This window comes from Candidatus Schmidhempelia bombi str. Bimp, assembly GCF_000471645.3.
Lineage (GTDB): Bacteria > Pseudomonadota > Gammaproteobacteria > Enterobacterales > Orbaceae > Utexia > Utexia bombi.
In genome coordinates, this window is the sequence record NZ_AWGA01000051.1 from 1 (window position 1) to 20,156 (window position 20,156).

Below are 20,156 nucleotides of genomic sequence, written 5' to 3' on the forward strand. Positions count from 1 at the left end.
TATGACTGGAATAATCAAACTGGCGATAAAGCGATTTGTATGATGGTGGGTAAGATAACGCAATCTATGTACCCATATACCATTAAATATATAGAGGGGCAGGATTTACCTTTTTCGTCTGAAACACAAAAAGCATATTATAACCGTCTAAAAAATGACACCCTACATTTTTTTAGTGGACTAGGTTTTTTTACTGAGGAGCTGGCGGGTGAAACTGATGGTAAACCGCTATATCGTTATAATCTTACAGAGTTAGGTCGAAAATATGTGGACTGGGAATTTGGAGAAACTAACTTCTGTTTTGGTCGGGTAGTCGTGGATAAAATTGAACGTATCAAGGATACCATTAATGGCGTAGGGGGAGGAACAGTGCGAGATGTCTATATTACCTATCATATCGAAAATATTCCAGACTGGGTAAAAAATCCTCAGGTGTATAAGCGTTTTCGCTACTTTAAAGAGTTGACCACAGGCGAACCGATAAATGGGGGAATACATAGTTATAAAGTGTTAGGTAAAAATAGACTCGAAACACTTAGTAAAGTCAGTAGAATCTTTCAATGGGCTTCCGATTTTAAAAAAGAGATAGAAGAGTAAGTTTTGTTTAAGCCAGATTCTATTGGCAGGATTTGGCTTATCATTGTTTGGTATGTTCACACTTTTTAGTACCAAAAAGATAAGGGAATAGGTGTAATTCTAAAGATTCCCATATTCTTTTTAGCGTACTCTCAGCTAACCCTTTACCACTTTTAACTTTAAACCAATCAGAAGCTACCTTTTTAAGGTAATAGTAATTTTGTCATGTTTGCGTTGTTCTTATTCTGCTTTATGCTCTTGAGGATCTACACCTTGCTTAATTAATCAGCGTGCTTCGTCTCGTTGTTTTCTAGCTTGCTGTAGTGAAACCTCAGGATAACTACCGAAACTAATTAAAGCGCCTTTTTTGGCATACGGGCGCGTATACTTAAAACACCAGATTTTACAATTATTCGATTTAACCAAGAGATACATACCACCACCATCAAATAACGAATAATCTTTATTTCTTGGCTTGGCAGCCTTTATTTGGGTGTCTGTTAATGGATGTGTTTTTCTAGCCAGAATTATTTTAGGTATACGATATATGGGTATATTGTGTTTGTATACCTAAGCATATACCTAAAAAATTTGGTTGTAAATGTATCTTAATGATACTTACTGGATAATAAAATTGCTTTTAAGGCTTGTTGTTATTGGGTTTGGTGTGATTTAATGGGCTTTAAAGGCTGGCGTCAGTTGAATTTGACGATTAATAGATTAATTAATAATAAAATTTTAATTTCACTGAATTAAAATATAACTAAACATATAACTATGATAAGTTGTATTAATTTTTAATACAAACGATACTACTTCATAATATTCAAATTCTTTCTTAAATTCAACTTAATACTGTTTGGAGAAAACTAAATTAGGAGAGAAAATTTGTATAAATTAGACAATTTTACTCCGTCCATAAACTTCTTGATCTGTTTTTTTGTCAATTAACTCACCTTAATTCAATACAACAAACATGAAAACGATTTTGGTAATTATAACTATCAGGCTATACAAGATTATTACAAATAATAGGCTCATGGTAATTAATAATTGTGGATAAGTCTAATAATTTTAATGATATAACTATAAAATCACTCTAGAACAATCTCTTACTAATAAAAATATCAGCAAAAGATTGTTTAATCTATTATTAATTAAATTTTAATACAATACCGCCTCTCAATCGCTCTACTAATCTTGGAACCTTTCAGTTTATAACGAATTTGTCTTGTATACTTTAGATTACCTCGTGAATCTTTTTGTGTTAATAAAATGCCTTTATTTAGCAAAGATCTAAGAAAACCATTAACATCTTGTTCACCACATATTTGTTGTAAGTACTTCTTGGTAATGGCTAAAACGGATTGATTGTTAACCTTGCATTGAACCACATCAAACGATTTGATATCTTTTTCAGTATACTTGCCACTACTTTTAAGTAAATCAACATAAACTTGTTTTTTTAGATTACTTAAAACGTCTTGATAATGTTGTTCATACTCAGGTGTTCTTTGTGAATAGTAATAGCATTTAGTTACACCACTCAATATATTCTTTCTTTTAAATGGCAACACGTCATATTCAATAGCAAGGCATCCAGCCGCATATACAAGAGCAAATTTATCAGCTATCCTCACTTCAATACCATTGTTTAAATCAACTTTGATCTTCTTCTTGAAATAAGCAATTCGTTTAGTAATGAAATCAACAACATTAACTTTAGCTTTATTAAGATCTTCTATTAAGCTACCTAAGAAATGATACTTAGGATTACTGAAGTAACGCTTACAATTTGACTCTAAATGAAGAATAGACTCGAAATTCGAGCATTGATTCTTTTTCATAATTTATATATCCTATAAAGGTGAGTAAATAGGCTTTATTCCTATTCACATTATTGATATTAGTAGTTGTATATTTTGTTGCGCCAACAACAAAATATACACATAAAGCTACTGAATTTCGTTTGTTAGATTTGAGATTGGCTTGACTTTGCAACGAGTAAGCCAATCTTCAATTTCTTCCAGCTTAAATGCAATTCGCCTTTCACCTAGTTTATAAACATGAAATTCCCCCTTATTAGCTAATGACATTAAAGTATTTCTACAAAGTTGTGTCATTTCTTGTAATTCCGACATAGTAATAAGCCTACTAATGATAGATTCATCATTAATAATTTTTTTCTAATTCCTCCTTTTTTTTATTGATACGAGTAGATCCTAAGCGGGCCCAATTTTTTAGTGATTCATTTTTGACAAAAACAAAATTGTCATCGAAATCTAAAAAACCTAGCCATCCATATTTAGTCATTTCAAAGAATAATTTTTTTTCAAAATTGTCAGGGAGCTGATTTAGATCTGCAGCTTTTTTTATGCTACTTCGTGTGATTCTAAATCGGCTTATTTCTTTATCATTATCTTTATTGTAATCATCTCTAGATGCCAAAAGAGTTTTTACAACTAATTTAATAGTTTTTTTCATTTATTAATGACCTCATGTGGTTATTACTTGATTGCAAGTTATTATAGAGAATATACATGTAAAGTCAAATTATTTTTATATATGGAATGTTATTTATGTCCATGTAGTAATTTATTTTGATTTTCGGCTTATTGGAAAGTGTGTTTTATAATGAACTAAAATAATTTTTTCTATCTTCTTAGCGAAAAGTAATAAAATATAAAGTGAGGCATTGCAAGTTTTAAACATATACTAGATGGAATTTGTGATGAGATTAGATTAAATGTATCGAGGATATAAATCTAATTTGACAATTTAATACACTCAAATAGCATTAATAGTATCCATTTTCTTTCAGTGAAAGAAAATTATGCTTAGCAACTATAAAATGATCTAAAACTGTAACATCTATTAGGGATAAAACTTGTTCTATTTTGTGTGTAAGTTGAATGTCTTGCTGGCTTGGTTTGCATTCACCACTAGGGTGGTTATGAACTAAGATAACTGATGTAGCATTGTAAATAAGTGTTTGTTTAGCTATTTCTCTAGGATAAACACTTGTTTCATTTATAGTTCCTCTAAAAAGTTCTTCAAATTTGATAACTTGATTTTGCTGATTTAAATATAAAACCCCAAATACTTCATATTCATATAGCCCAAAGTTTAATATAAAATAGTCGGTTACATCCTTTGGTGAAGAAATTTTCTTCCCTTTATTCATATGGTTGGCAATTATTTTTTTAGCTTGATTAATAATTATAACTTCATCTGATGATATTGTTGTTATAGTCATGTTTCACGCTCAAAAAAATAGATATCATCTAAACCTAACTGATAACGATTTTGTGTATTATTAATTGAAAATGAACTTAGACGTGCTTTATTAAAGTTTGAACTATCAAGAAAATGGATGAAATGCTTATCAATATGGCAGACAACACTCCAATGATATTGAGTACCGATGATAACTGAAGTTGATTGACCATCTTTTTTGTTAAGAAATTGATTTATTTCCTTAAACAGTTGAGTTTTTTTTATGTGAAATTTAGAACGATAAGGCATACTTATTTGTATTGGATAATGTTGCCTATAATAACCTTTTGCTAAAACAGACTCAATTAAACTATCCATTTCAACATTACTCATTCCTGTATCAACTAAATCAATAAGATTATGTTGATGATGAAACTCATTAACCAACTTAAGATACAATAGCTTACGTTTTATTTTACCTTTATAAAGGTAGGAAATCATATTCACTAAACTGTAAATACCACAAAAATTATCTAAGTCCCCTTAATTCGTTGGCATATTCGTCGAATAGATTCTAGCTTTCCTTGTTGTTTAATTGGTTCCAGAGCATTTATAAAGTCTCTTGCTTTAACTTCAGTAATAGCAATACCCCCTACATAAGGTATTACATGCAATTCCAAAGAACGCCAAATATCTTTTAATGTATCAGTTTTTAAATTAGATGAAGATTTTAATTTGAACCAATCAGTAGCAACCTTTTCAAAAGTATTATTCTGTTCATCTTTAAGTAGTTTTAGTTGCTCTTTTTTATATTGTTGAGGATCTATTCCTTTAGCAAGTAATTGTTTTGCTTCATCTCTTTTGAGTCTAGCATCAGCTAAACTAATTTCAGGATATGCTCCAAAACTTACAAGGGCTCTTACTTTAGAGGTGGGGCGATAATAATTAAAACGCCAAATCTTTGTACCTATTGATTTAACAAGTAAGTACAAACCGTTCCCATCAGATAAAGTATAATCTTTTTCTGAGGGCTTAGCTGTTTTGATTTTAGTATCTGTGAGCGGTGTAGTTATACGTGCCATAGTTATATACTTATAGTTATACGTTGATATTGTGTTTTTTGGCGTATAACTAATTATATAACTAAAACTATTGATTGTCACTGAATTAACATAATACTTATTGATATAAAAAAATTAAAAAACACTTGAATTATAATAAATTAATGATGGTTGGTGAATTTTAATGAATAATGTGGTGGTGGAGCTGGCGGGAGTTGAACCCGCGTCCGAAATTTCTACATCCTTGGTACTACATGCGTAGTTTATCTTTAGATTTCATTTATCTGCTGCGGACAAACACGCTACCGATAAACTAGCCTGATTAATTTTAACGCTTCAACCCCAGGCAGGGCATCCACGCGATCTCGTTTGGATTTGACTCCTCTTGATCCCCGTCCTACGAGCGAAGGCTAGGGAGAGAAGGCTCTATACAGGTTATTAAGCTGCTAGTGCATAGTTTTCGTCGTTTGCGACTATTTTTTTGCGGTTTATTTACGAGGCCTACCGCACCTCGGCATGCACCTTGGGTTTCGCAAATCCCGTCGAATCCAGAATCAGCCCCAATAGTTCTCACTATTATAGCTAATCTCACGATAATTAGCCAGTGTTATTAATATAATTATGTAGCTTTGATTAATAATTATATTAATGCTTGCTCATGATTATTTTTTATATCTTTATTTCTAGCGCTCAATAATATGGTTAATGACAATCGCACCAGCCATAAAACCAATAATGATGATTGTGTAATCGTTGCTATTCGTTTAATAATTTTTGCCTATGATGATAAGTGATTGCAATATATAGTGGATGAGTTATTTTGATTAATAAGGTGGATCATCTTTAAAGTTATTATTTCTATAGTTGATATATTAATAATAAAATAATATCGTTCTATCCTAATACTATAAACTTAATTCATATTATTGTGATTGTGTAAACAATATACTTAGCATTAAAGGAATGTTAAAATAAGTTAAATAAAATAAAACCGATCACCTACTTTTAATAGGCATCGGTGTAATAATAAAGATTTATTTTAACGAATGTTGGCATTTTTCATAATACGTGCTTTATTACGTTCCCATTCACGAGCTTTTATATCATCACGTTTATCATGTTGTTTTTTACCTTTGGCAATACCGATTTTAACTTTTGCCCAAGCATTCTTCCAATACATCGACAACGCAACAACTGTATATCCTTCTTTATTAATATTTCCAAATAATGAAGCCAGTTCGCGTTTGTTAAGTAATAATTTGCGGGTTCGCATAGGATCACAAACAATATGTGTTGAGGCAACATTTAGCGGTGTAATAGTGGCGCCAAACAGCCAAGCTTCTCCCCCTTTCAATAAAACATAACTATCACTAATATTAACTTTTCCTGCTCGTAATGATTTGACTTCCCATCCTTGTAGTTCAAGACCGGCTTCTATCTCTGCCTCAATAAAATATTCATGCCTAGCCCTTTTATTAAGTGCAATTGTTGCCGAGCCAGCTTTATTTGCTTTTTTCTTAACCATATTCATAACTTTAATTTAAGATAAATTTTTTTCATTATGCCATAATTTGCTTAGTTTGTATCGTTATCTATTATCCTGATTTTTTTAGGTCAAAGCATAATGATAAGTTATATGATATACTTAACACATTTACTGATTAATTTAATGGTTTATGACAAAAATTAATTATTCTGTTACCGAACCTTTTAGTACTAAACAGCTATTTGATTTGGTGAATGATATTGAGGCGTATCCACTTTTTGTACCTAATTGTGTTAAATCTGGTATTCTTGAGCAGCAGTCGACTTATATGATTGCATTTTTAGAAGTAGAAAAATTAGGATTTCGTAAGCGTTTCATAACAAAAAATACTTTTAATGAGCCGAATAACATCTCTTTATCACTAGTGGATGGTCCATTTAAATATTTGAGAGGTTATTGGCATTTTACACAAGTTGATCCATTAAATAGTCGCATTAATTTTGAATTACAATATAAATTTAATAGTAAACTATTAGAAATAGCGTTTACTCCTATGTTTAGAGAAATTATGACCGATATGGTAAAAGCTTTTAGTCAGCGAGCAAAGCAGGTTTATTATGATTAATATCGAAGTGGTCTATGCATTACCCGAAAACCCAACAATTATTTCCTTAAAAGTGGCCGCCGATAGTTCAGTTTTATCGGCGATTAACCAGTCTGGTATTTTAACTCAATGCCAAATTAATCTTGAGCATCATTCTGTGGGGATTTTCGGTAGAGTGGTTGAGTTAGACGCAATATTACAAAATGATGACCGCATTGAAATTTATCGCCCATTGCTTGCCGATCCAAAAGAGATACGTAAAAGACGAGCACAAGAGCAGAAATAGTATGGAAAAATGCACTAATCCTCAACACCATTGTTCTCCTGTGAATCAACTTTGTCATGAACATGCCATGGCAAAAATTGAAAAAATTAGCTATCAACGTAATATTCGTTTAACCTCACAACGTAGAAGTGTCATTCAATTGATGTTAAAGGCTGAGCGAGCTATGAGTGCTTATGATTTACTTGATCAGCTACGTGAAATTGAACCTCAGGCTAAACCACCAACGATTTATCGGGCACTGGATTTTTTAATGGAACAAGGATTTATTCATAAAGTTGAGTCGATGAATAGTTATATTATTTGCCCCCATTTTGATGATCCTAGCCATATTTCTATTTTATTGATTTGTAATCGTTGTCAGCAAATCATTGAAGAACATTGTTCATCAATTGAAAATGAGTTACAAATCCTAGCTAAGGAAAATACATTCAAAGTCCAACATAGTGTCCTTGAAATTCGCGGTGTATGCCAAAAGTGCCAATGTATTTAAATGAATTAACAATTTGATAAAATATTAGTTTTATTTAAGCAAAAGAGATCCTTATTAATTACTTTTTATTTGCAAATTATTGGGATTGTAATGCCCATTTTTATTATTGATATTGAGATTTTGTCAAATCATCTATTTCCCTTATACTGTATTAAGTTGTTAAGTTTAATAGAATAGATAGGAAATAGATTAATGACGTTAAAGACAATAACACCCGTAACTATTTATCATAATCCTAATTGCTCAAAGAGCCGCGAAACGTTAGCCTTACTCAAAGCAAGAGGCGTGGAACCAAACATTGTCTTATATTTAGCTACCCCCCCATCCATCCTGCAATTGAAAACGTTACTCCAATGTTTATCTTTACCATCAGCAAGATCGTTAATGCGGACCAAAGAGGCTTGTTATAAGGAGCTTGATCTTGATAATCCCAATTTAACGGAATTGGAATTACTGACGATACTTCACAATAACCCACAATTAATAGAAAGACCGATAGTTATCGTTGGGGAACAAGCTCGTATTGGTCGTCCGCCTGAAAATGTGTTAGCGATTTTGTAATTTATGACTATTTGGATTTTTTTACTATGGATTGGTAATATCGCATTAGATACCTTGGGCCAAACTGCTTATAAATATGCCGCCATTCAGTCACTAACAAGTAAAGATGATTTATCCCCGCGCTGGCGGCGATTACTGTTTAATAAATATCTATGGTTAGGTTTATTTTCCTATACAATGGTGTTCCTATGTTGGTTAGCTTTTATTAGTCTTGTTCCTCTTTCTATGGCGATTTTGTTAGCTTCAGCCAATATTGTTACCGTCATGTTATCAGGGCATTTTATCTTCCATGAAAAAATAACCCAACTACGCGTAATAGGTATTTTATTCATTATGTTTGGCGTAATCGTAATAGGGATAGGTTAATGTGGCGTTTTTATTTCATTGGTTTTTTATCATTACTGCTTTTTGATACTTTTGGACAAATTAGTTTTAAATATACCTCGCTTTATGCTGCGCCATTTGAATTAAATATCGCATGGATAAAGCGTATATTTAGCACGTTTTGGATGTATCTTACTTTGCTTAATTATCTTGGCTCATTTGGGTCGTGGATGTATTTACTTAAACGAGCCCCCATCGGTCCAGCATTTGCTATTTCTCATATGCAGGTAGTCAGTGTGATGTTTATTTCAGTCTTACTGTTTGGTGAACACATTACTATCGTACAGATCATTGGCGCAACCTTGATTTTAATGGGTATTATCGTATTGGCAGTAGCCGAAAAGCAGATTCAGCAAATGAATAACAAGCATAATTAAAAAATAATTGTATGCTTCTATTCATCTAGTTAAGAATTAGTTCTCATGTTTAATATCACCTAGTTCGGTTGCTAAACAGGTATCAATTCGTTCAATTTCTTTATCTAATGCTTGAATAACATAATCGGGATGAGCACGATAAATGACTTCAACAGGTATAAAACCTTCGTTAAAAGCAGCCCCCGTATCTTGTTTAGCCTGTAATATGTGACTAAAAAGATAAACTATATGCTGATTTTTCTTGGTTGCAGTCAACGTATAACGAACATAAGAAGTTAAAGATGATAAATTATCATAGGCGTATTCGGTCACACCTTTAGCGACCACAGCGTTATCGGCTATTAATTTGATCGTATCACCGCCTTCTAATGAAACCGACTTACCAGGATAGGTATAGTAACCACCATAACTATCCCAAAATGTCGCCGATGAGCCAAGCAAGGAAACGGGTTTGTTATCCAACTCTTGCGCAATACAAAGGCTAAGTGTATTGTGTTGTTGATTTAAATCACGTATTACTTGATATTTATCCAACACCGTTTTTCCGCGCGCATCTTGGGTGAAGGTTAAGCCAGAAATTTGGTTTATATTTTCCATCATTGCGGTATTAGTACAGGACGTAATAAACAGTGTTAGAGCCAAAAGTGAAATACATTTTTGCATACTAAATATCCAATAAAGTAATCGGTAAAATCATCAAATACCCGTTTTAATTAATTTTTATAAATATAGTCTTCATCGCTATTTTGATTTCATTTATTTGTTTAATAAAGAAGATCATTATGACCATTATTTTCATTTCCTTCCGGCATACCACGGCTACGATTCAACGGCAGATAAGAACCTGTTCTAGTCTTAATCTGACACTCCCCTAAATACCACGAATATTTAGTCTCAGCTCGCATGCTTTTTCCGCGGAAAAAACATTCAGTAGTATGATACAATGGTTTCCAGCAAATAAGAGTAATAAGTACGATTATCGCAGCCAATGCAATTAAAATGTGTTTAATATGCTGATAAATAAAAGGAAAAAATTTTAATTTTTTAAATCGACAATAAAAGATCAATGCAGTAACTAGAGCAATTAATCCTAATAACTGAAATAGTGTAAACCAAAACATGACCTAACTCCGTTTTTGTAGGTTGTTAACCTGATATAAATAGCAATAATTAAGCATAAAAGAGTAATATTTAATAATAAATTTTTTAGTTAATTAGATAGATTGACTAATCATAAACATTTTAAAATAACTCTCCAATTCCAATTCTCTTTTTCAACTTAATTTATTAGTTGTTATTTATCAAATTTTATACATTAATAACAATTAAGAATCTTATTTGATATTAAAGTAATAAATAATAAATCTTATTATAAAATATTGATATTTAATTAAAGTTAAAACAATGATAAAAATAAGTATTATTACTATTTGAATAAATATATTAATATGTTACTCCATTATATGCATATAATTAACATTATAATATAAATAAATTAATTTATTTGGATAAATAAAAACAATGTAAGACTTACATTAATTTTCATATCAGTTATATCTATAATCTAATGACCCCGGTTAGACACCACGAATCAATAATGTCATTCAATGAAAATAGTTACTTTGATAACTGACACAATTCTAATACAGTTAATACCTATATACATAATAACAGCAACCATAAAAATAATATCAATTTATCAATTGATATTATTTATTAAAGCATTCGATGCCATTTGTCTTGGATTTCACATCCATGTTGCGTTACGTATCACTCCAACGGCTAATCCTTCTATCGTAAAGTCCTGAGTAGCTAAATCCACTTCAATTGGTGAGAATGCTTCATTTTCAGCAAGTAAATATATTTTATTATCCTTACGACTTAAACGTTTAACTGTCACTTCTTCATCAATACGGGCAACAACAACCTGACCTGGTCGCACATCTTGTGTTTTATGTACGGCGAGTAAGTCACCATCAATAATACCAATATTTTTCATTGACATACCGGTAACACGTAATAAAAAATCAGCATGCGGTTTAAATAGGGATGCATCGACTTGGTAATGTCCTTCGATATGCTGTTGAGCTAAAATAGGCGAGCCCGCGGCAACGTTCCCAATAAGCGGTAAGCCTATATTATCTTCATGTTCTAAAAGTAAACGTATACCACGAGATGAACCTGGTATAATTTCGATCGCACCTTTACGTGATAAGGCTTTAAGATGTTCTTCAGCGGCATTTGCCGATCGAAAACCTAATTGTTTTGCTATTTCAGCTCGCGTTGGTGGCATACCTGAATGATGAATGTGCTCTTTAATAAGAGCATAAATTTGTTGTTGTCGTGGCGTTAATGGTTTCATTTTTGTCCCTGTTTTTTTATACAGATGGCTGTAATTATATACAGCTAACAGGATTATGCAATCATTTAAATGTAAACGTGTTATTAGTCGTGCTGAAGTTGAACATTAATCGACAAAAATAACCATGATATCAATCATTGTTAATGATAAAAAGCATTACTAACTCCCTGATCAATCAGTGGTTATTTCGTCTAATGATAGATGGAAACTAGGTAAAAAAACTTGTATAAAATAATCCATCTCGGGACTGCTGCGCGCCTTTAAGGTCTTCTCTAATCGTTGTTGTGCTAATCTAAATTCATTATTGCCAGCGCTCATTTCTTCCAGCGTTTTTAGGTATGCACATAGCACATCTGCCTGTTTAATAATATACTTTTCTTCATCGCTGTAATATTCCTCATCAATATAACATTTGAACTCATCTTGTAGCTCATCTGGCAGCATAGCAATTAATTTATGTTGAGCCATTTTTTCTATTTTCTTATATTCAAAGGTAATCTGTGGATTATAGTACTTAGTTGGCGTAGGCATATCTCCCGTTAATACTTCAGATACATCATGATACATAGCTAATAAAGCAATGCGTTGTGTATCTACTTTTCCGTTAAATTTTTTATTTTTAATTGTCGCTAGAGCATGAGCAACAAAAGCTACTTGTAGACTGTGTTCAGATACATTTTCAGTACGAACATTACGCATTAATGGCCAACGGTTAATTAACTTCAAACGAGATAAATAAGCAAAAAAATGACTAGTATTCATAAATTGACCACTTTATTTAAATAGATAAAAAAAACGCCTCCATCAAATGATGGAAGCGTTGCTATCAATAACATATAAACTAAAACGTTAAGCCAACACTAATGTTTTTGTTCCTAATGCAACTGGAACACTTTGTTCATCATTAAAAGTGATGAATTCCCATGCGTGCTGATTAGCTAACAATGCTTGTAATAATTCATTGTTTAATGCATGACCTGATTTATAAGCGGTAACTGAGCCAATAATATTATGTCCACACATATATAAATCACCAATCGTATCTAACATTTTGTGGCGTACGAACTCGTCTTCAAAGCGAAGACCATCTTCATTCAATACACGGTAATCATCCACCACAATCGCACAATCTAAACTACCACCTAAGCAGAGACCTTGTGATTGTAAATATTCAATATCACGCATAAAACCAAATGTTCTAGCACGACTAATTTGTCGCATAAATCCTTCAGATGAAAATTCAAATTGACAACGCTGTGAACTCGAATCAATTGCTGGATGATTAAAATCAATAGTAAAATCTAATTTAAATCCATTATATGGAGAAATTTCAGCCCATTTATCTTGTTTTTCAACACGCACGGTCTCTTTGATACGAATAAATTTTTTACTCGCATTTAACTCTTCTATTCCTGCGTCTAGTAATAAATAAACAAATGGACTAGCACTACCATCCATTATGGGTATCTCTGGCGCATTAACTTCAATAATAATATTATCAATACCTAAAGCAGCAAGCGCAGCATTAATATGCTCAACGGTTGAAATTCTTACATTATTTTCATTAACCAAACACGTACATAGCATGGTGTCACGTACCGACTTGGCATCAACAGGAAAATCAACAGGCGGATTCAGATCAGTACGACGGTAAATTATACCCGTATTCTCTGGCGCTGGACGAAGTATTAATGTGACTTTTTTACCTGTGTGTAATCCAACACCGGTAGTCTGTACCATGCGTTTTAATGTTCTTTGTTTTACCATGTTCCCCCCACTGCTTTATTACGCTTAATGATTCGACCACAGAGAATAGAAATAGTTCACTTCTAATCAGCTTGTTTACGTAAAAAAGCAGGAATATCTAAATAATCTTCTTTGCTAACCGATGCAACAATAGGTTGCTCATTCACTGCTTGCGCGGGTCTTACTTCCTGATGCACAGGTTTTACCGCAGAGACAATAGGCTGCTGATAACGGGTTGCTTCTGAATTATGATGCAATGAAGAAGCTATTTTTACATCAGAACATTTGTCCATACCTACCCCGGTGGCAACAACAGTAACCCGAATTTCATCAGACATTTCAGGATCAAGTGTTGTACCAATCACAACAGTTGCATTATCTGATGCAAACGCTTTAACCGTATTACCGACGGTCTCAAACTCTTCCAAACTTAAATCAAGCCCTGCACTTACATTGACTAATACACCACGTGCACCTGATAAGTCTATATCTTCAAGTAATGGACTTGAAATCGCCATTTCTGCCGCTTCTTCGGCGCGATTATCACCAGTTGCTTTACCTGAGCCCATCATGGCATATCCCATTTCTGACATCACGGTACGAACATCGGCGAAATCCACATTAATCAATCCTGGACGAGTAATTAATTCAGCGATACCTTGCACTGCCCCCATTAATACACCATTAGCCGCAGAAAAAGCATTAAGTAACGTTACTCCTCGACCTAATACTTTGAGCAATTTATCATTAGGGATAGTGATTAATGAATCAACGTGCTGAGCTAGTTCGCTAATACCTTGCTCAGCAAAAGCCATACGTTTTTTCCCTTCAAAACTAAAGGGTTTAGTGACAACAGCCACAGTTAAAATACCCAGTTCTTTAGCTATTTCTGCAACTACAGGAGCGGCGCCCGTTCCCGTTCCTCCACCCATACCGGCAGCAATAAATACCATGTCTGCACCCTCAAGGGCAGAACGAATACTTTCTTTATCTTCTTGAGCAGCTGTTTTTCCAACTTCTGGATTCGCACCTGCGCCTAAACCTTTAGTTATACTACTACCAATTTGAATGGTTTGACCTACTTTAGATTTGCGTAATGCCTGTGCATCCGTGTTTGCAACAAAAAATTCAACACCTTCAATGTGTTCTATAACCATATGCTCGACAGCATTACCACCACCACCACCGACACCGATGACTTTAATAACCGGTTCGTTAGTTGCTACCATAGGTTCAAACATAATCCTTCTCCAATTTTAAGCCTTATACCATGCTTTCCTATTATTGTACAGCTTAGCTTATGCAATGTCACGTATATAATTTTAACCTACTCATTAAAATTCTTTTTTAAACCAACTTGTTGCACGTTTAAAAAAGCCTGTGACGATTTTTTTATTTTTTCCTTCTAAATATTCGTTAATTAAGCTAGCTTTACCATAGTGCAATAAACCAACTGCTGTTGAGCAATAAGGTTTTTGCACATAATCGGTTAAACCAGAAATATCAAGAGGCTCACCAACCCTTACCTGAGTTTGGAAAACACGTTCAGCACACTCGACTAACCCTTTAATTTGTGCACCGCCACCAGTTAATACAATACCTGCGGCTAATTGATGTTTTACATTTTGTTGTTTGAGTATGTCTTGTAATGTATGAATTTCTTTATTTACTAGATTAAGCAATTCGGTATAACGAGGTTCAATCACATCAGCTAAAGTTTGTTGCTGTAAACGTCGTGGAGGACGACCGCCAACACTAGGAACATCAATAAAATCATCTTTACCGACTAAAGCCCCCACAGCGCAGCCATAACGAATTTTGATTGTTTCAGCATCCATTGGTGGCGTACCAAAAGCATAGGCGATATCGCTGGTGACCACATTCCCTGCATAAGGTATTACTGCTGAATGACGTAAGGCACCACCAGTGTAAACTGAAATATCCATGGTTCCGCCTCCGATGTCGACCACACAGGCACCTAACTCTTTTTCATCATCAGTTAACACAGCATAACTGGAAGCTAAGCCTGAAAAGATTAATTGATCGACTTTTAATCCACAACGTTCTACAGCCTTAACAATATTTTTAGCCATATCGTTATGACAAGTAATAAGGTGAACTTTAGATTTCATTCTTACCCCAGATAATCCTATTGGATTTTTAATCCCTTCCTGTAAATCAATAGAATATTCTTGAGGAATAACATGTAAAATTCGATGTTCGTCAATAATGCGCACTGATTTTGCTATGTGAACAACATTTTCCACATCATCGGTGGTTACTTCTTCTTCTGAAATCGGTACCATACCAATTTCGTTCTGACAGCGTACATGTTTTCCAGATAGAGACAAATAGACGGAAGAGATTTGGCAATCAGCCATCAGTTCGGCTTGATCAATAGCTCTTTGAATAGATTTGACTACCGATTCCAGATCATTAACGCCACCTTTATCCACGCCTTTTGATGGGCAATGACCAACCCCAATTACATTAACAATGCCATCAGGTAACACTTCGCCGACCAACGCTAAAACTTTTGATGTGCCGACTTCAAGACCTACCACTAACTTCCTTTCTGATGATTTCATGCTTTCTAGCCTTTAATCCCTAACTACTTCCGATAATTTGATAATTTATTGCGTTGTACCGATGCGCCATTATTATAACGCAAATCGACAACGTCAATAATTTCATCTGATGCTGTCTGCGCCTTTATTTTTGGATAAAGCAAAATAAAACGGTTTAACCGATGTTCAATTTGCTCTCGACCAAGTATAACTTTCATATATTGTTCATTTTCACAAATCAGCTGATTAGCCGTTGCATTGTTAGCTATTTGTATACATGGTTTTAATTTAAGTGTCCACGAATAGCGTTCGTTGACATTAATTGAATGAATAACTAATAATGTATGGTCGACCAACAATTGCCGATAGAGTAATTGCTTTAAATGTTGGTACATAGCCAATACATTACCTTCTGTATTTTCCGGCCCATATAGTGATGGCAACGATTTATTGGTAATCCGATTTTGCGGCAAACTAAATAATAGACCTTGCTCATCAAGTAAAAAAGCATCATTCCAATAGGCCACTGGGCGGTATTCTACCACATTAATAATTAATTTATCAGGCCATTGTTTACGCACACTAACTTGCTTAATCCATGGAATTCGCAGCACTTCCTGCCTTATAGCATCAACATCTTGACCAATAAAAGTGTCTGGTAAGCCCAATGCTAATACAGCTTCGCGAATATCATCATCAGTCGTATATTGTCTATCACCAGTGACGGATAATTGGGAGAGTACTGCTTGTTCTGGATTATTCATCCAATTTAATAATGTGTTTACAATCCAAAAGCTTACTCCAATAATAACTAAAAAAAAGATAAAACCAATGAACTGCTCGCGGGTATGAAATAGCCATGCGCGCTTTTTAGTTAAATTTTTTTTGGGTTCAGCTTGACGAATTTTTTTCATAGTCCGATAAATAATTATTTTGCTAATGACAAAATTCGACAAACTAGCTCACTCATATTCCAACCAAGTTGTTTAGCGGCCATCGGCACTAAACTATGACTTGTCATACCTGGTGCTGTATTTACTTCTAATAAATATGGATTACCTTTGTCATCCAGCATGATATCAACACGTCCCCATCCTGAACAACCGACAGCTTGATAAGCTTGCATTGCAAGTTGTTGTAATTGTTGTTCTTGTTTTGTCGTTAAACCACCAGGACAGAAATAGCGGGTTTCATCCGATTCATATTTTGCCTGAAAATCATAAAAGGTGGTTTTCGGTTCAATTCGGACGGTTGGCAACACTTGATCACCAACAATACCTACTGTAAATTCAGGTCCATTTAAACAGGATTCAACCAAAACGGTTTCATCATAGTTAAATGCTTGTTGCAAGGCGTTGGTTAGCTGATCGGCTTGATAAACTTTACTCATCCCCACACTTGATCCTTCGTGAATAGGTTTTACAATTAATGGTAAACCTACTTTGGCGATAATGTCATCAATAGCATAGGGGGTGCTTTTATATAAAACAGTGTAATTTGTAATAGGTAATCCCGAAGATTGCCAAACTAATTTCGTTTTTAGCTTATCCATCGTTAGCGCAGAAGACAATACATCACTCCCCGTATAAGGAATGCCTAAATACTCCAATACGCCTTGAATAATCCCATCTTCCCCTCCACGACCATGTAAAATGATAAAGGCTTTAGTAAATCCGTCTTCTTTTAATTTGGTTAGAGGATAGGTTTTAGGATCAATAGCAACAGCATTGATGCCCCCTGCAATTAAGCCTTCAAGTACGGTTTTTCCAGAGTTTAGCGATACTTCGCGTTCAGCTGAAGTGCCACCTAATAATACCGCAACTTTGTCTGACATTATCATTACCTCAATAATCTATATTAGAAAAAAGTTCTATATTTGCTAAATGGCGAGCAACTTTTCCAACACTACCCGCACCTTGTGTAAGTAGTAAATCACCACCTTTTAATATACCTGATAACACTTGTGATACATTATCTGGATTAGAAACATACACGGGGTCAATTTTACCACGATTACGAATTGTCCAGCATAAAGAGCGGCTATCGGCACCAGCAATATAATTTTCACCTGCTGGGTAAACATCCAACATAATCAACACATCAACCTGAGATAATACGTCAACAAAATCATCGTATAAATCACGAGTACGCGTATATCGGTGGGGTTGAAATACCATGACTAGGCGGCGCTCAGGCCAGCCGCCACGAGCCGCCTTAATAGTGGCATCAACTTCACTTGGATGATGTCCATAATCATCAACTAACATGATATCGCCACCATCTTTATGCTTATAATGACCTAAAAAGTCAAAACGACGTCCAGTGCCTTCAAAGTTGGCTAATGCGGCTAAAATAGCATCATCACTAATGCCGTCTTCAGTCGCAGCAATAATCGCTGCTGTGGCATTGAGTACATTATGGCGACCGGGGGCATTGAGCGTAACAGATAGTTCGTCACGATTAGGTCGATAAACAGTGAAAAAGCCAACTGACTTTTCTTGTCGATAATCTTTTATCACGACGTCTGCTTCTTCACTAAAACCATAAGTAATAATTTTACGACCTACTACCGATAATAATTCTCTATTAATCGGATCATCAATACACATTATAGCTAGACCGTAAAACGGTAAATTACGTAAAAAGTTGATAAACGTCTGCTTTAAATTGTCAATATTACCGCCATAAGTATCCATATGATCAGCTTCAATATTGGTCACTATCGATACCATTGGTTGTAAATGTAAAAATGAGGCGTCACTTTCGTCTGCTTCGGCAATAAAATAACGACTACTACCTAATCTAGCGTGCGTACCTGCCGCCTTAACTAAACCACCATTGACAAAAGTAGGATCCAGTTTTGCTTCCGCATAAATGGAGGTGACCATGGCGGTCGTTGTGGTTTTGCCGTGCGTCCCAGCAATAGCAATGCCATAGCGGAAACGCATAAGCTCCGCTAACATTTCCGCGCGTTGAATAACCGGTATACGAGCTTCTCTTGCAGCAATCACTTCCACATTATCTTGTGGTATAGCGGTTGAAATAACCACCACACTGGCGCCAACAATATTATTCGCTTGGTGACCGATAGTAATATGCGCACCTAACATACGTAATTGTTGCGTTACTGCATTTTCGGTAATATCCGAACCACTAATAAAATATCCTTCATTAGCAAGTACTTCAGCAATGCCTCCCATACCCGCACCACCCACACCCACAAAATGAATATGTTTAACTCGTTTCATTTCAGGGATGATTTTACGTAATTCTTCAAGCTTTGTTGTATTCACTTTTTACTTTGTCTCATTATTCAAGTCGGTAATATAAATATAACTCATTGCATTTACAATGAAATTAATTTGATACTTGCTTAATCACTGCAGCAACACGTTCGGTTGAATCAATTATAGCCAGTTTTCTTGCTTTAACAGCCATATTTTGTAACGTTGTACGATCCCATGAGTTAAGCTGTTCAATCACATGTGACGCTGTAAAATCGGGTTGTTCAATAATAGCTGCAGCACCGGCTTCTTGTAGCGGTTTAGCATTCCAATATTGTTGGCGATCTTTATGCATAAATGGTACAAAAATTGCTGGTAGTCCAGCAGCCTCAATTTCACTTACAGTCAATGCACCACTACGGCAGACAATCACATCTGCCCATGCATAAGCGGCTGCCACATCATCAATAAATTCTGTTACTTTGCTTTCGCCGAAAGTCATTTGACCATAAATCGCTAATACCTGTGGTTTATTTCCTTTACCTGTTTGATGCCAGAATACCACTTTCTCGCCTAATTGTTTAAATACTTCAGGCATAACCTTATTTACTATTTGTGCTCCTTGACTCCCGCCCATGACTAATACTCGAATTGGCGTTTTGCGTCCCTCAAATCTGACATTAGGAGCCGGTAGTGCGAGTACATCTTTACGTACTGGATTTCCCACAACTTCCCCGTTTTTAAAGGCAGAAGGGAAGGCTTGCAATACACGCGTTGCAAATTTTGCTAACCATTTATTGGTTAAACCAGCAACACCATTTTGTTCATGTAATACCACTGGCACACCGCATAATTTGGCCGCAATACCGCCTGGACCTGACACATATCCGCCCATACCTAGCACAACATCAGGTTGATATTGGCGGATAATGGTTTGGGCTTGTCTTATTGCTTTATAGATTCTTATTGGTGCCAATAACAATGCTTTCATGCCCTTTCCACGCAATCCAGAGATTTTAATAAAATTAATTTTAATCCCATGCTGTGGTACTAATTGTGCTTCCATTCGGTCTTCAGTCCCTAGCCATTCGACTTGCCAACCTTCTGCCATTAAAAACTCAGCAACCGCTAAACCGGGAAAGACATGACCGCCGGTTCCACCGGCCATAACCAACAATTTTTTGGCTGGGTATGCTTGATAATTTTCTTTCATCGT

General features: G+C 34.7%; 25 protein-coding genes, 1 other RNA gene and 1 pseudogene. 7 read left to right on the forward strand and 20 right to left on the reverse strand.

The features are described from left to right. Nucleotides 1-597, forward strand: a pseudogene (locus O970_RS09860) (hypothetical protein); the annotation flags it as partial. Between the two features lie 264 nt (nucleotides 598-861). Here the strand turns inward: O970_RS09860 and O970_RS10290 are convergent. The 9 genes from O970_RS10290 to smpB form a co-directional block, all read right to left on the reverse strand. Continuing rightward, nucleotides 862-1,131 (reverse strand): integrase arm-type DNA-binding domain-containing protein, encoded by a 270-nt coding sequence (locus O970_RS10290; RefSeq protein ID WP_202976355.1) that lies wholly within the window; start codon nucleotides 1,129-1,131, stop codon nucleotides 862-864. 602 nt (nucleotides 1,132-1,733) lie between these two features. Beyond that, on the reverse strand, nucleotides 1,734-2,423 hold the full coding sequence (locus O970_RS04835; protein ID WP_024496021.1) for a hypothetical protein: 690 nt from the start codon (nucleotides 2,421-2,423) through the stop codon (nucleotides 1,734-1,736). A 108-nt stretch (nucleotides 2,424-2,531) separates the two neighbouring features. Then, nucleotides 2,532-2,756 carry a helix-turn-helix transcriptional regulator gene (locus O970_RS04840; protein WP_065581689.1) on the reverse strand — a complete coding sequence of 75 codons (225 nt, stop codon included), beginning with the start codon at nucleotides 2,754-2,756 and terminating at the stop codon, nucleotides 2,532-2,534. After that, complete coding sequence (locus O970_RS04845; protein ID WP_024496023.1) at nucleotides 2,749-3,060, reverse strand: hypothetical protein; 312 nt, start codon at nucleotides 3,058-3,060, stop codon at nucleotides 2,749-2,751. The genes O970_RS04840 and O970_RS04845 overlap by 8 nt, the downstream gene beginning before the upstream one ends. A 313-nt stretch (nucleotides 3,061-3,373) precedes the next feature. Next, nucleotides 3,374-3,832: a JAB domain-containing protein gene (locus O970_RS04850; protein ID WP_051318602.1), complete on the reverse strand. Its 459-nt coding sequence runs from the start codon at nucleotides 3,830-3,832 to the stop codon at nucleotides 3,374-3,376. Next, a complete protein-coding gene (locus O970_RS04855; protein WP_130575724.1) occupies nucleotides 3,829-4,293 on the reverse strand; it encodes a hypothetical protein in 465 nt (154 codons plus the stop codon). The genes O970_RS04850 and O970_RS04855 overlap by 4 nt, the downstream gene beginning before the upstream one ends. A 32-nt stretch (nucleotides 4,294-4,325) precedes the next feature. Further along, nucleotides 4,326-4,874 (reverse strand): integrase arm-type DNA-binding domain-containing protein, encoded by a 549-nt coding sequence (locus O970_RS04860; protein ID WP_036562710.1) that lies wholly within the window; start codon nucleotides 4,872-4,874, stop codon nucleotides 4,326-4,328. A gap of 176 nt (nucleotides 4,875-5,050) precedes the next feature. Continuing rightward, nucleotides 5,051-5,415: a transfer-messenger RNA gene (gene ssrA, locus O970_RS04865) on the reverse strand. Between the two features lie 477 nt (nucleotides 5,416-5,892). Next, the gene (gene smpB / locus O970_RS04870; RefSeq protein ID WP_024496025.1) at nucleotides 5,893-6,378 is read right to left on the reverse strand and encodes an SsrA-binding protein SmpB; all 486 of its coding nucleotides are present in this window, start codon (nucleotides 6,376-6,378) and stop codon (nucleotides 5,893-5,895) included. 151 nt (nucleotides 6,379-6,529) lie between these two features. Between smpB and O970_RS04875 the strand changes: the two genes are divergently transcribed. From O970_RS04875 to O970_RS04900, 6 genes are all read left to right on the forward strand, one after another. Then, nucleotides 6,530-6,964 (forward strand): type II toxin-antitoxin system RatA family toxin, encoded by a 435-nt coding sequence (locus O970_RS04875; protein ID WP_024496026.1) that lies wholly within the window; start codon nucleotides 6,530-6,532, stop codon nucleotides 6,962-6,964. Continuing rightward, nucleotides 6,957-7,229, forward strand: coding sequence for an RnfH family protein (locus O970_RS04880; protein WP_036562698.1), 273 nt, complete (start codon nucleotides 6,957-6,959; stop codon nucleotides 7,227-7,229). Before O970_RS04875 ends, O970_RS04880 begins: the two co-directional genes overlap by 8 nt. A 1-nt stretch (nucleotide 7,230) precedes the next feature. Continuing rightward, nucleotides 7,231-7,719: a zinc uptake transcriptional repressor Zur gene (gene zur / locus O970_RS04885; RefSeq protein ID WP_081685261.1), complete on the forward strand. Its 489-nt coding sequence runs from the start codon at nucleotides 7,231-7,233 to the stop codon at nucleotides 7,717-7,719. A gap of 207 nt (nucleotides 7,720-7,926) precedes the next feature. Further along, nucleotides 7,927-8,280, forward strand: a complete 354-nt coding sequence (arsC, locus tag O970_RS04890; protein WP_105291838.1) for an arsenate reductase (glutaredoxin) — start codon at nucleotides 7,927-7,929, stop codon at nucleotides 8,278-8,280. Nucleotides 8,281-8,283: 3 nt separating this feature from the next. Beyond that, nucleotides 8,284-8,646 carry an EamA family transporter gene (locus O970_RS04895; protein ID WP_024496029.1) on the forward strand — a complete coding sequence of 121 codons (363 nt, stop codon included), beginning with the start codon at nucleotides 8,284-8,286 and terminating at the stop codon, nucleotides 8,644-8,646. Further along, nucleotides 8,646-9,041 carry a DMT family transporter gene (locus O970_RS04900; RefSeq protein ID WP_024496030.1) on the forward strand — a complete coding sequence of 132 codons (396 nt, stop codon included), beginning with the start codon at nucleotides 8,646-8,648 and terminating at the stop codon, nucleotides 9,039-9,041. Before O970_RS04895 ends, O970_RS04900 begins: the two co-directional genes overlap by 1 nt. Before the next feature lie 36 nt (nucleotides 9,042-9,077). On the opposite strand, the gene O970_RS04905 is transcribed toward O970_RS04900, so the two are convergent. From O970_RS04905 to murG, 11 genes are all read right to left on the reverse strand, one after another. After that, complete coding sequence (locus tag O970_RS04905) at nucleotides 9,078-9,704, reverse strand: hypothetical protein (protein WP_024496031.1); 627 nt, start codon at nucleotides 9,702-9,704, stop codon at nucleotides 9,078-9,080. A gap of 101 nt (nucleotides 9,705-9,805) precedes the next feature. Then, nucleotides 9,806-10,162, reverse strand: coding sequence for a hypothetical protein (locus O970_RS04910; protein WP_024496032.1), 357 nt, complete (start codon nucleotides 10,160-10,162; stop codon nucleotides 9,806-9,808). A 626-nt stretch (nucleotides 10,163-10,788) separates the two neighbouring features. Next, nucleotides 10,789-11,403 (reverse strand): transcriptional repressor LexA, encoded by a 615-nt coding sequence (lexA, locus tag O970_RS04915; protein ID WP_024496033.1) that lies wholly within the window; start codon nucleotides 11,401-11,403, stop codon nucleotides 10,789-10,791. Between the two features lie 171 nt (nucleotides 11,404-11,574). Continuing rightward, complete coding sequence (gene yfbR, locus O970_RS04920; RefSeq protein ID WP_036562702.1) at nucleotides 11,575-12,165, reverse strand: 5'-deoxynucleotidase; 591 nt, start codon at nucleotides 12,163-12,165, stop codon at nucleotides 11,575-11,577. 87 nt (nucleotides 12,166-12,252) lie between these two features. Then, the gene (lpxC, locus tag O970_RS04925; RefSeq protein WP_024496034.1) at nucleotides 12,253-13,170 is read right to left on the reverse strand and encodes a UDP-3-O-acyl-N-acetylglucosamine deacetylase; all 918 of its coding nucleotides are present in this window, start codon (nucleotides 13,168-13,170) and stop codon (nucleotides 12,253-12,255) included. A 62-nt stretch (nucleotides 13,171-13,232) separates the two neighbouring features. Beyond that, nucleotides 13,233-14,390, reverse strand: coding sequence for a cell division protein FtsZ (ftsZ, locus tag O970_RS04930; RefSeq protein WP_024496035.1), 1,158 nt, complete (start codon nucleotides 14,388-14,390; stop codon nucleotides 13,233-13,235). Between the two features lie 93 nt (nucleotides 14,391-14,483). Next, complete coding sequence (ftsA, locus tag O970_RS04935) at nucleotides 14,484-15,737, reverse strand: cell division protein FtsA (RefSeq protein ID WP_024496036.1); 1,254 nt, start codon at nucleotides 15,735-15,737, stop codon at nucleotides 14,484-14,486. A 23-nt stretch (nucleotides 15,738-15,760) separates the two neighbouring features. Further along, on the reverse strand, nucleotides 15,761-16,630 hold the full coding sequence (locus O970_RS04940) for a cell division protein FtsQ/DivIB (protein ID WP_130575726.1): 870 nt from the start codon (nucleotides 16,628-16,630) through the stop codon (nucleotides 15,761-15,763). Between the two features lie 14 nt (nucleotides 16,631-16,644). After that, nucleotides 16,645-17,550, reverse strand: coding sequence for a D-alanine--D-alanine ligase (locus O970_RS04945; protein ID WP_024496038.1), 906 nt, complete (start codon nucleotides 17,548-17,550; stop codon nucleotides 16,645-16,647). Between the two features lie 10 nt (nucleotides 17,551-17,560). Further along, nucleotides 17,561-19,009, reverse strand: coding sequence for a UDP-N-acetylmuramate--L-alanine ligase (murC, locus tag O970_RS04950; RefSeq protein WP_024496039.1), 1,449 nt, complete (start codon nucleotides 19,007-19,009; stop codon nucleotides 17,561-17,563). Between the two features lie 64 nt (nucleotides 19,010-19,073). After that, entirely contained in the window at nucleotides 19,074-20,153 is a 1,080-nt protein-coding gene (gene murG, locus O970_RS04955) for an undecaprenyldiphospho-muramoylpentapeptide beta-N-acetylglucosaminyltransferase (protein WP_036562706.1), read from the reverse strand. Nucleotides 20,154-20,156 lie beyond the last annotated feature (3 nt).

Bases quoted from the DNA above. Each gene is read 5' to 3' on its own strand.
- lexA (WP_024496033.1), bottom strand. From the start codon at position 11,403: ATGAAACCATTAACGCCACGACAACAACAAATTTATGCTCTTATTAAA.
- O970_RS04910 (WP_024496032.1), bottom strand. From the start codon at position 10,162: ATGTTTTGGTTTACACTATTTCAGTTATTAGGATTAATTGCTCTAGTT.
- O970_RS04835 (WP_024496021.1), bottom strand. From the start codon at position 2,423: ATGAAAAAGAATCAATGCTCGAATTTCGAGTCTATTCTTCATTTAGAG.
- O970_RS04875 (WP_024496026.1), top strand. From the start codon at position 6,530: ATGACAAAAATTAATTATTCTGTTACCGAACCTTTTAGTACTAAACAG.
- O970_RS04895 (WP_024496029.1), top strand. From the start codon at position 8,284: ATGACTATTTGGATTTTTTTACTATGGATTGGTAATATCGCATTAGAT.
- zur (WP_081685261.1), top strand. From the start codon at position 7,231: ATGGAAAAATGCACTAATCCTCAACACCATTGTTCTCCTGTGAATCAA.
- ftsA (WP_024496036.1), bottom strand. From the start codon at position 15,737: ATGAAATCATCAGAAAGGAAGTTAGTGGTAGGTCTTGAAGTCGGCACA.
- murG (WP_036562706.1), bottom strand. From the start codon at position 20,153: ATGAAAGAAAATTATCAAGCATACCCAGCCAAAAAATTGTTGGTTATG.
- O970_RS04855 (WP_130575724.1), bottom strand. From the start codon at position 4,293: ATGATTTCCTACCTTTATAAAGGTAAAATAAAACGTAAGCTATTGTAT.
- O970_RS04845 (WP_024496023.1), bottom strand. From the start codon at position 3,060: ATGAAAAAAACTATTAAATTAGTTGTAAAAACTCTTTTGGCATCTAGA.
- O970_RS04860 (WP_036562710.1), bottom strand. From the start codon at position 4,874: ATGGCACGTATAACTACACCGCTCACAGATACTAAAATCAAAACAGCT.
- O970_RS04880 (WP_036562698.1), top strand. From the start codon at position 6,957: ATGATTAATATCGAAGTGGTCTATGCATTACCCGAAAACCCAACAATT.
- O970_RS04905 (WP_024496031.1), bottom strand. From the start codon at position 9,704: ATGCAAAAATGTATTTCACTTTTGGCTCTAACACTGTTTATTACGTCC.
- ftsZ (WP_024496035.1), bottom strand. From the start codon at position 14,390: ATGTTTGAACCTATGGTAGCAACTAACGAACCGGTTATTAAAGTCATC.
- yfbR (WP_036562702.1), bottom strand. From the start codon at position 12,165: ATGAATACTAGTCATTTTTTTGCTTATTTATCTCGTTTGAAGTTAATT.
- O970_RS04945 (WP_024496038.1), bottom strand. From the start codon at position 17,550: ATGTCAGACAAAGTTGCGGTATTATTAGGTGGCACTTCAGCTGAACGC.
- O970_RS04900 (WP_024496030.1), top strand. From the start codon at position 8,646: ATGTGGCGTTTTTATTTCATTGGTTTTTTATCATTACTGCTTTTTGAT.
- O970_RS04940 (WP_130575726.1), bottom strand. From the start codon at position 16,630: ATGAAAAAAATTCGTCAAGCTGAACCCAAAAAAAATTTAACTAAAAAG.
- lpxC (WP_024496034.1), bottom strand. From the start codon at position 13,170: ATGGTAAAACAAAGAACATTAAAACGCATGGTACAGACTACCGGTGTT.
- O970_RS04850 (WP_051318602.1), bottom strand. From the start codon at position 3,832: ATGACTATAACAACAATATCATCAGATGAAGTTATAATTATTAATCAA.
- smpB (WP_024496025.1), bottom strand. From the start codon at position 6,378: ATGGTTAAGAAAAAAGCAAATAAAGCTGGCTCGGCAACAATTGCACTT.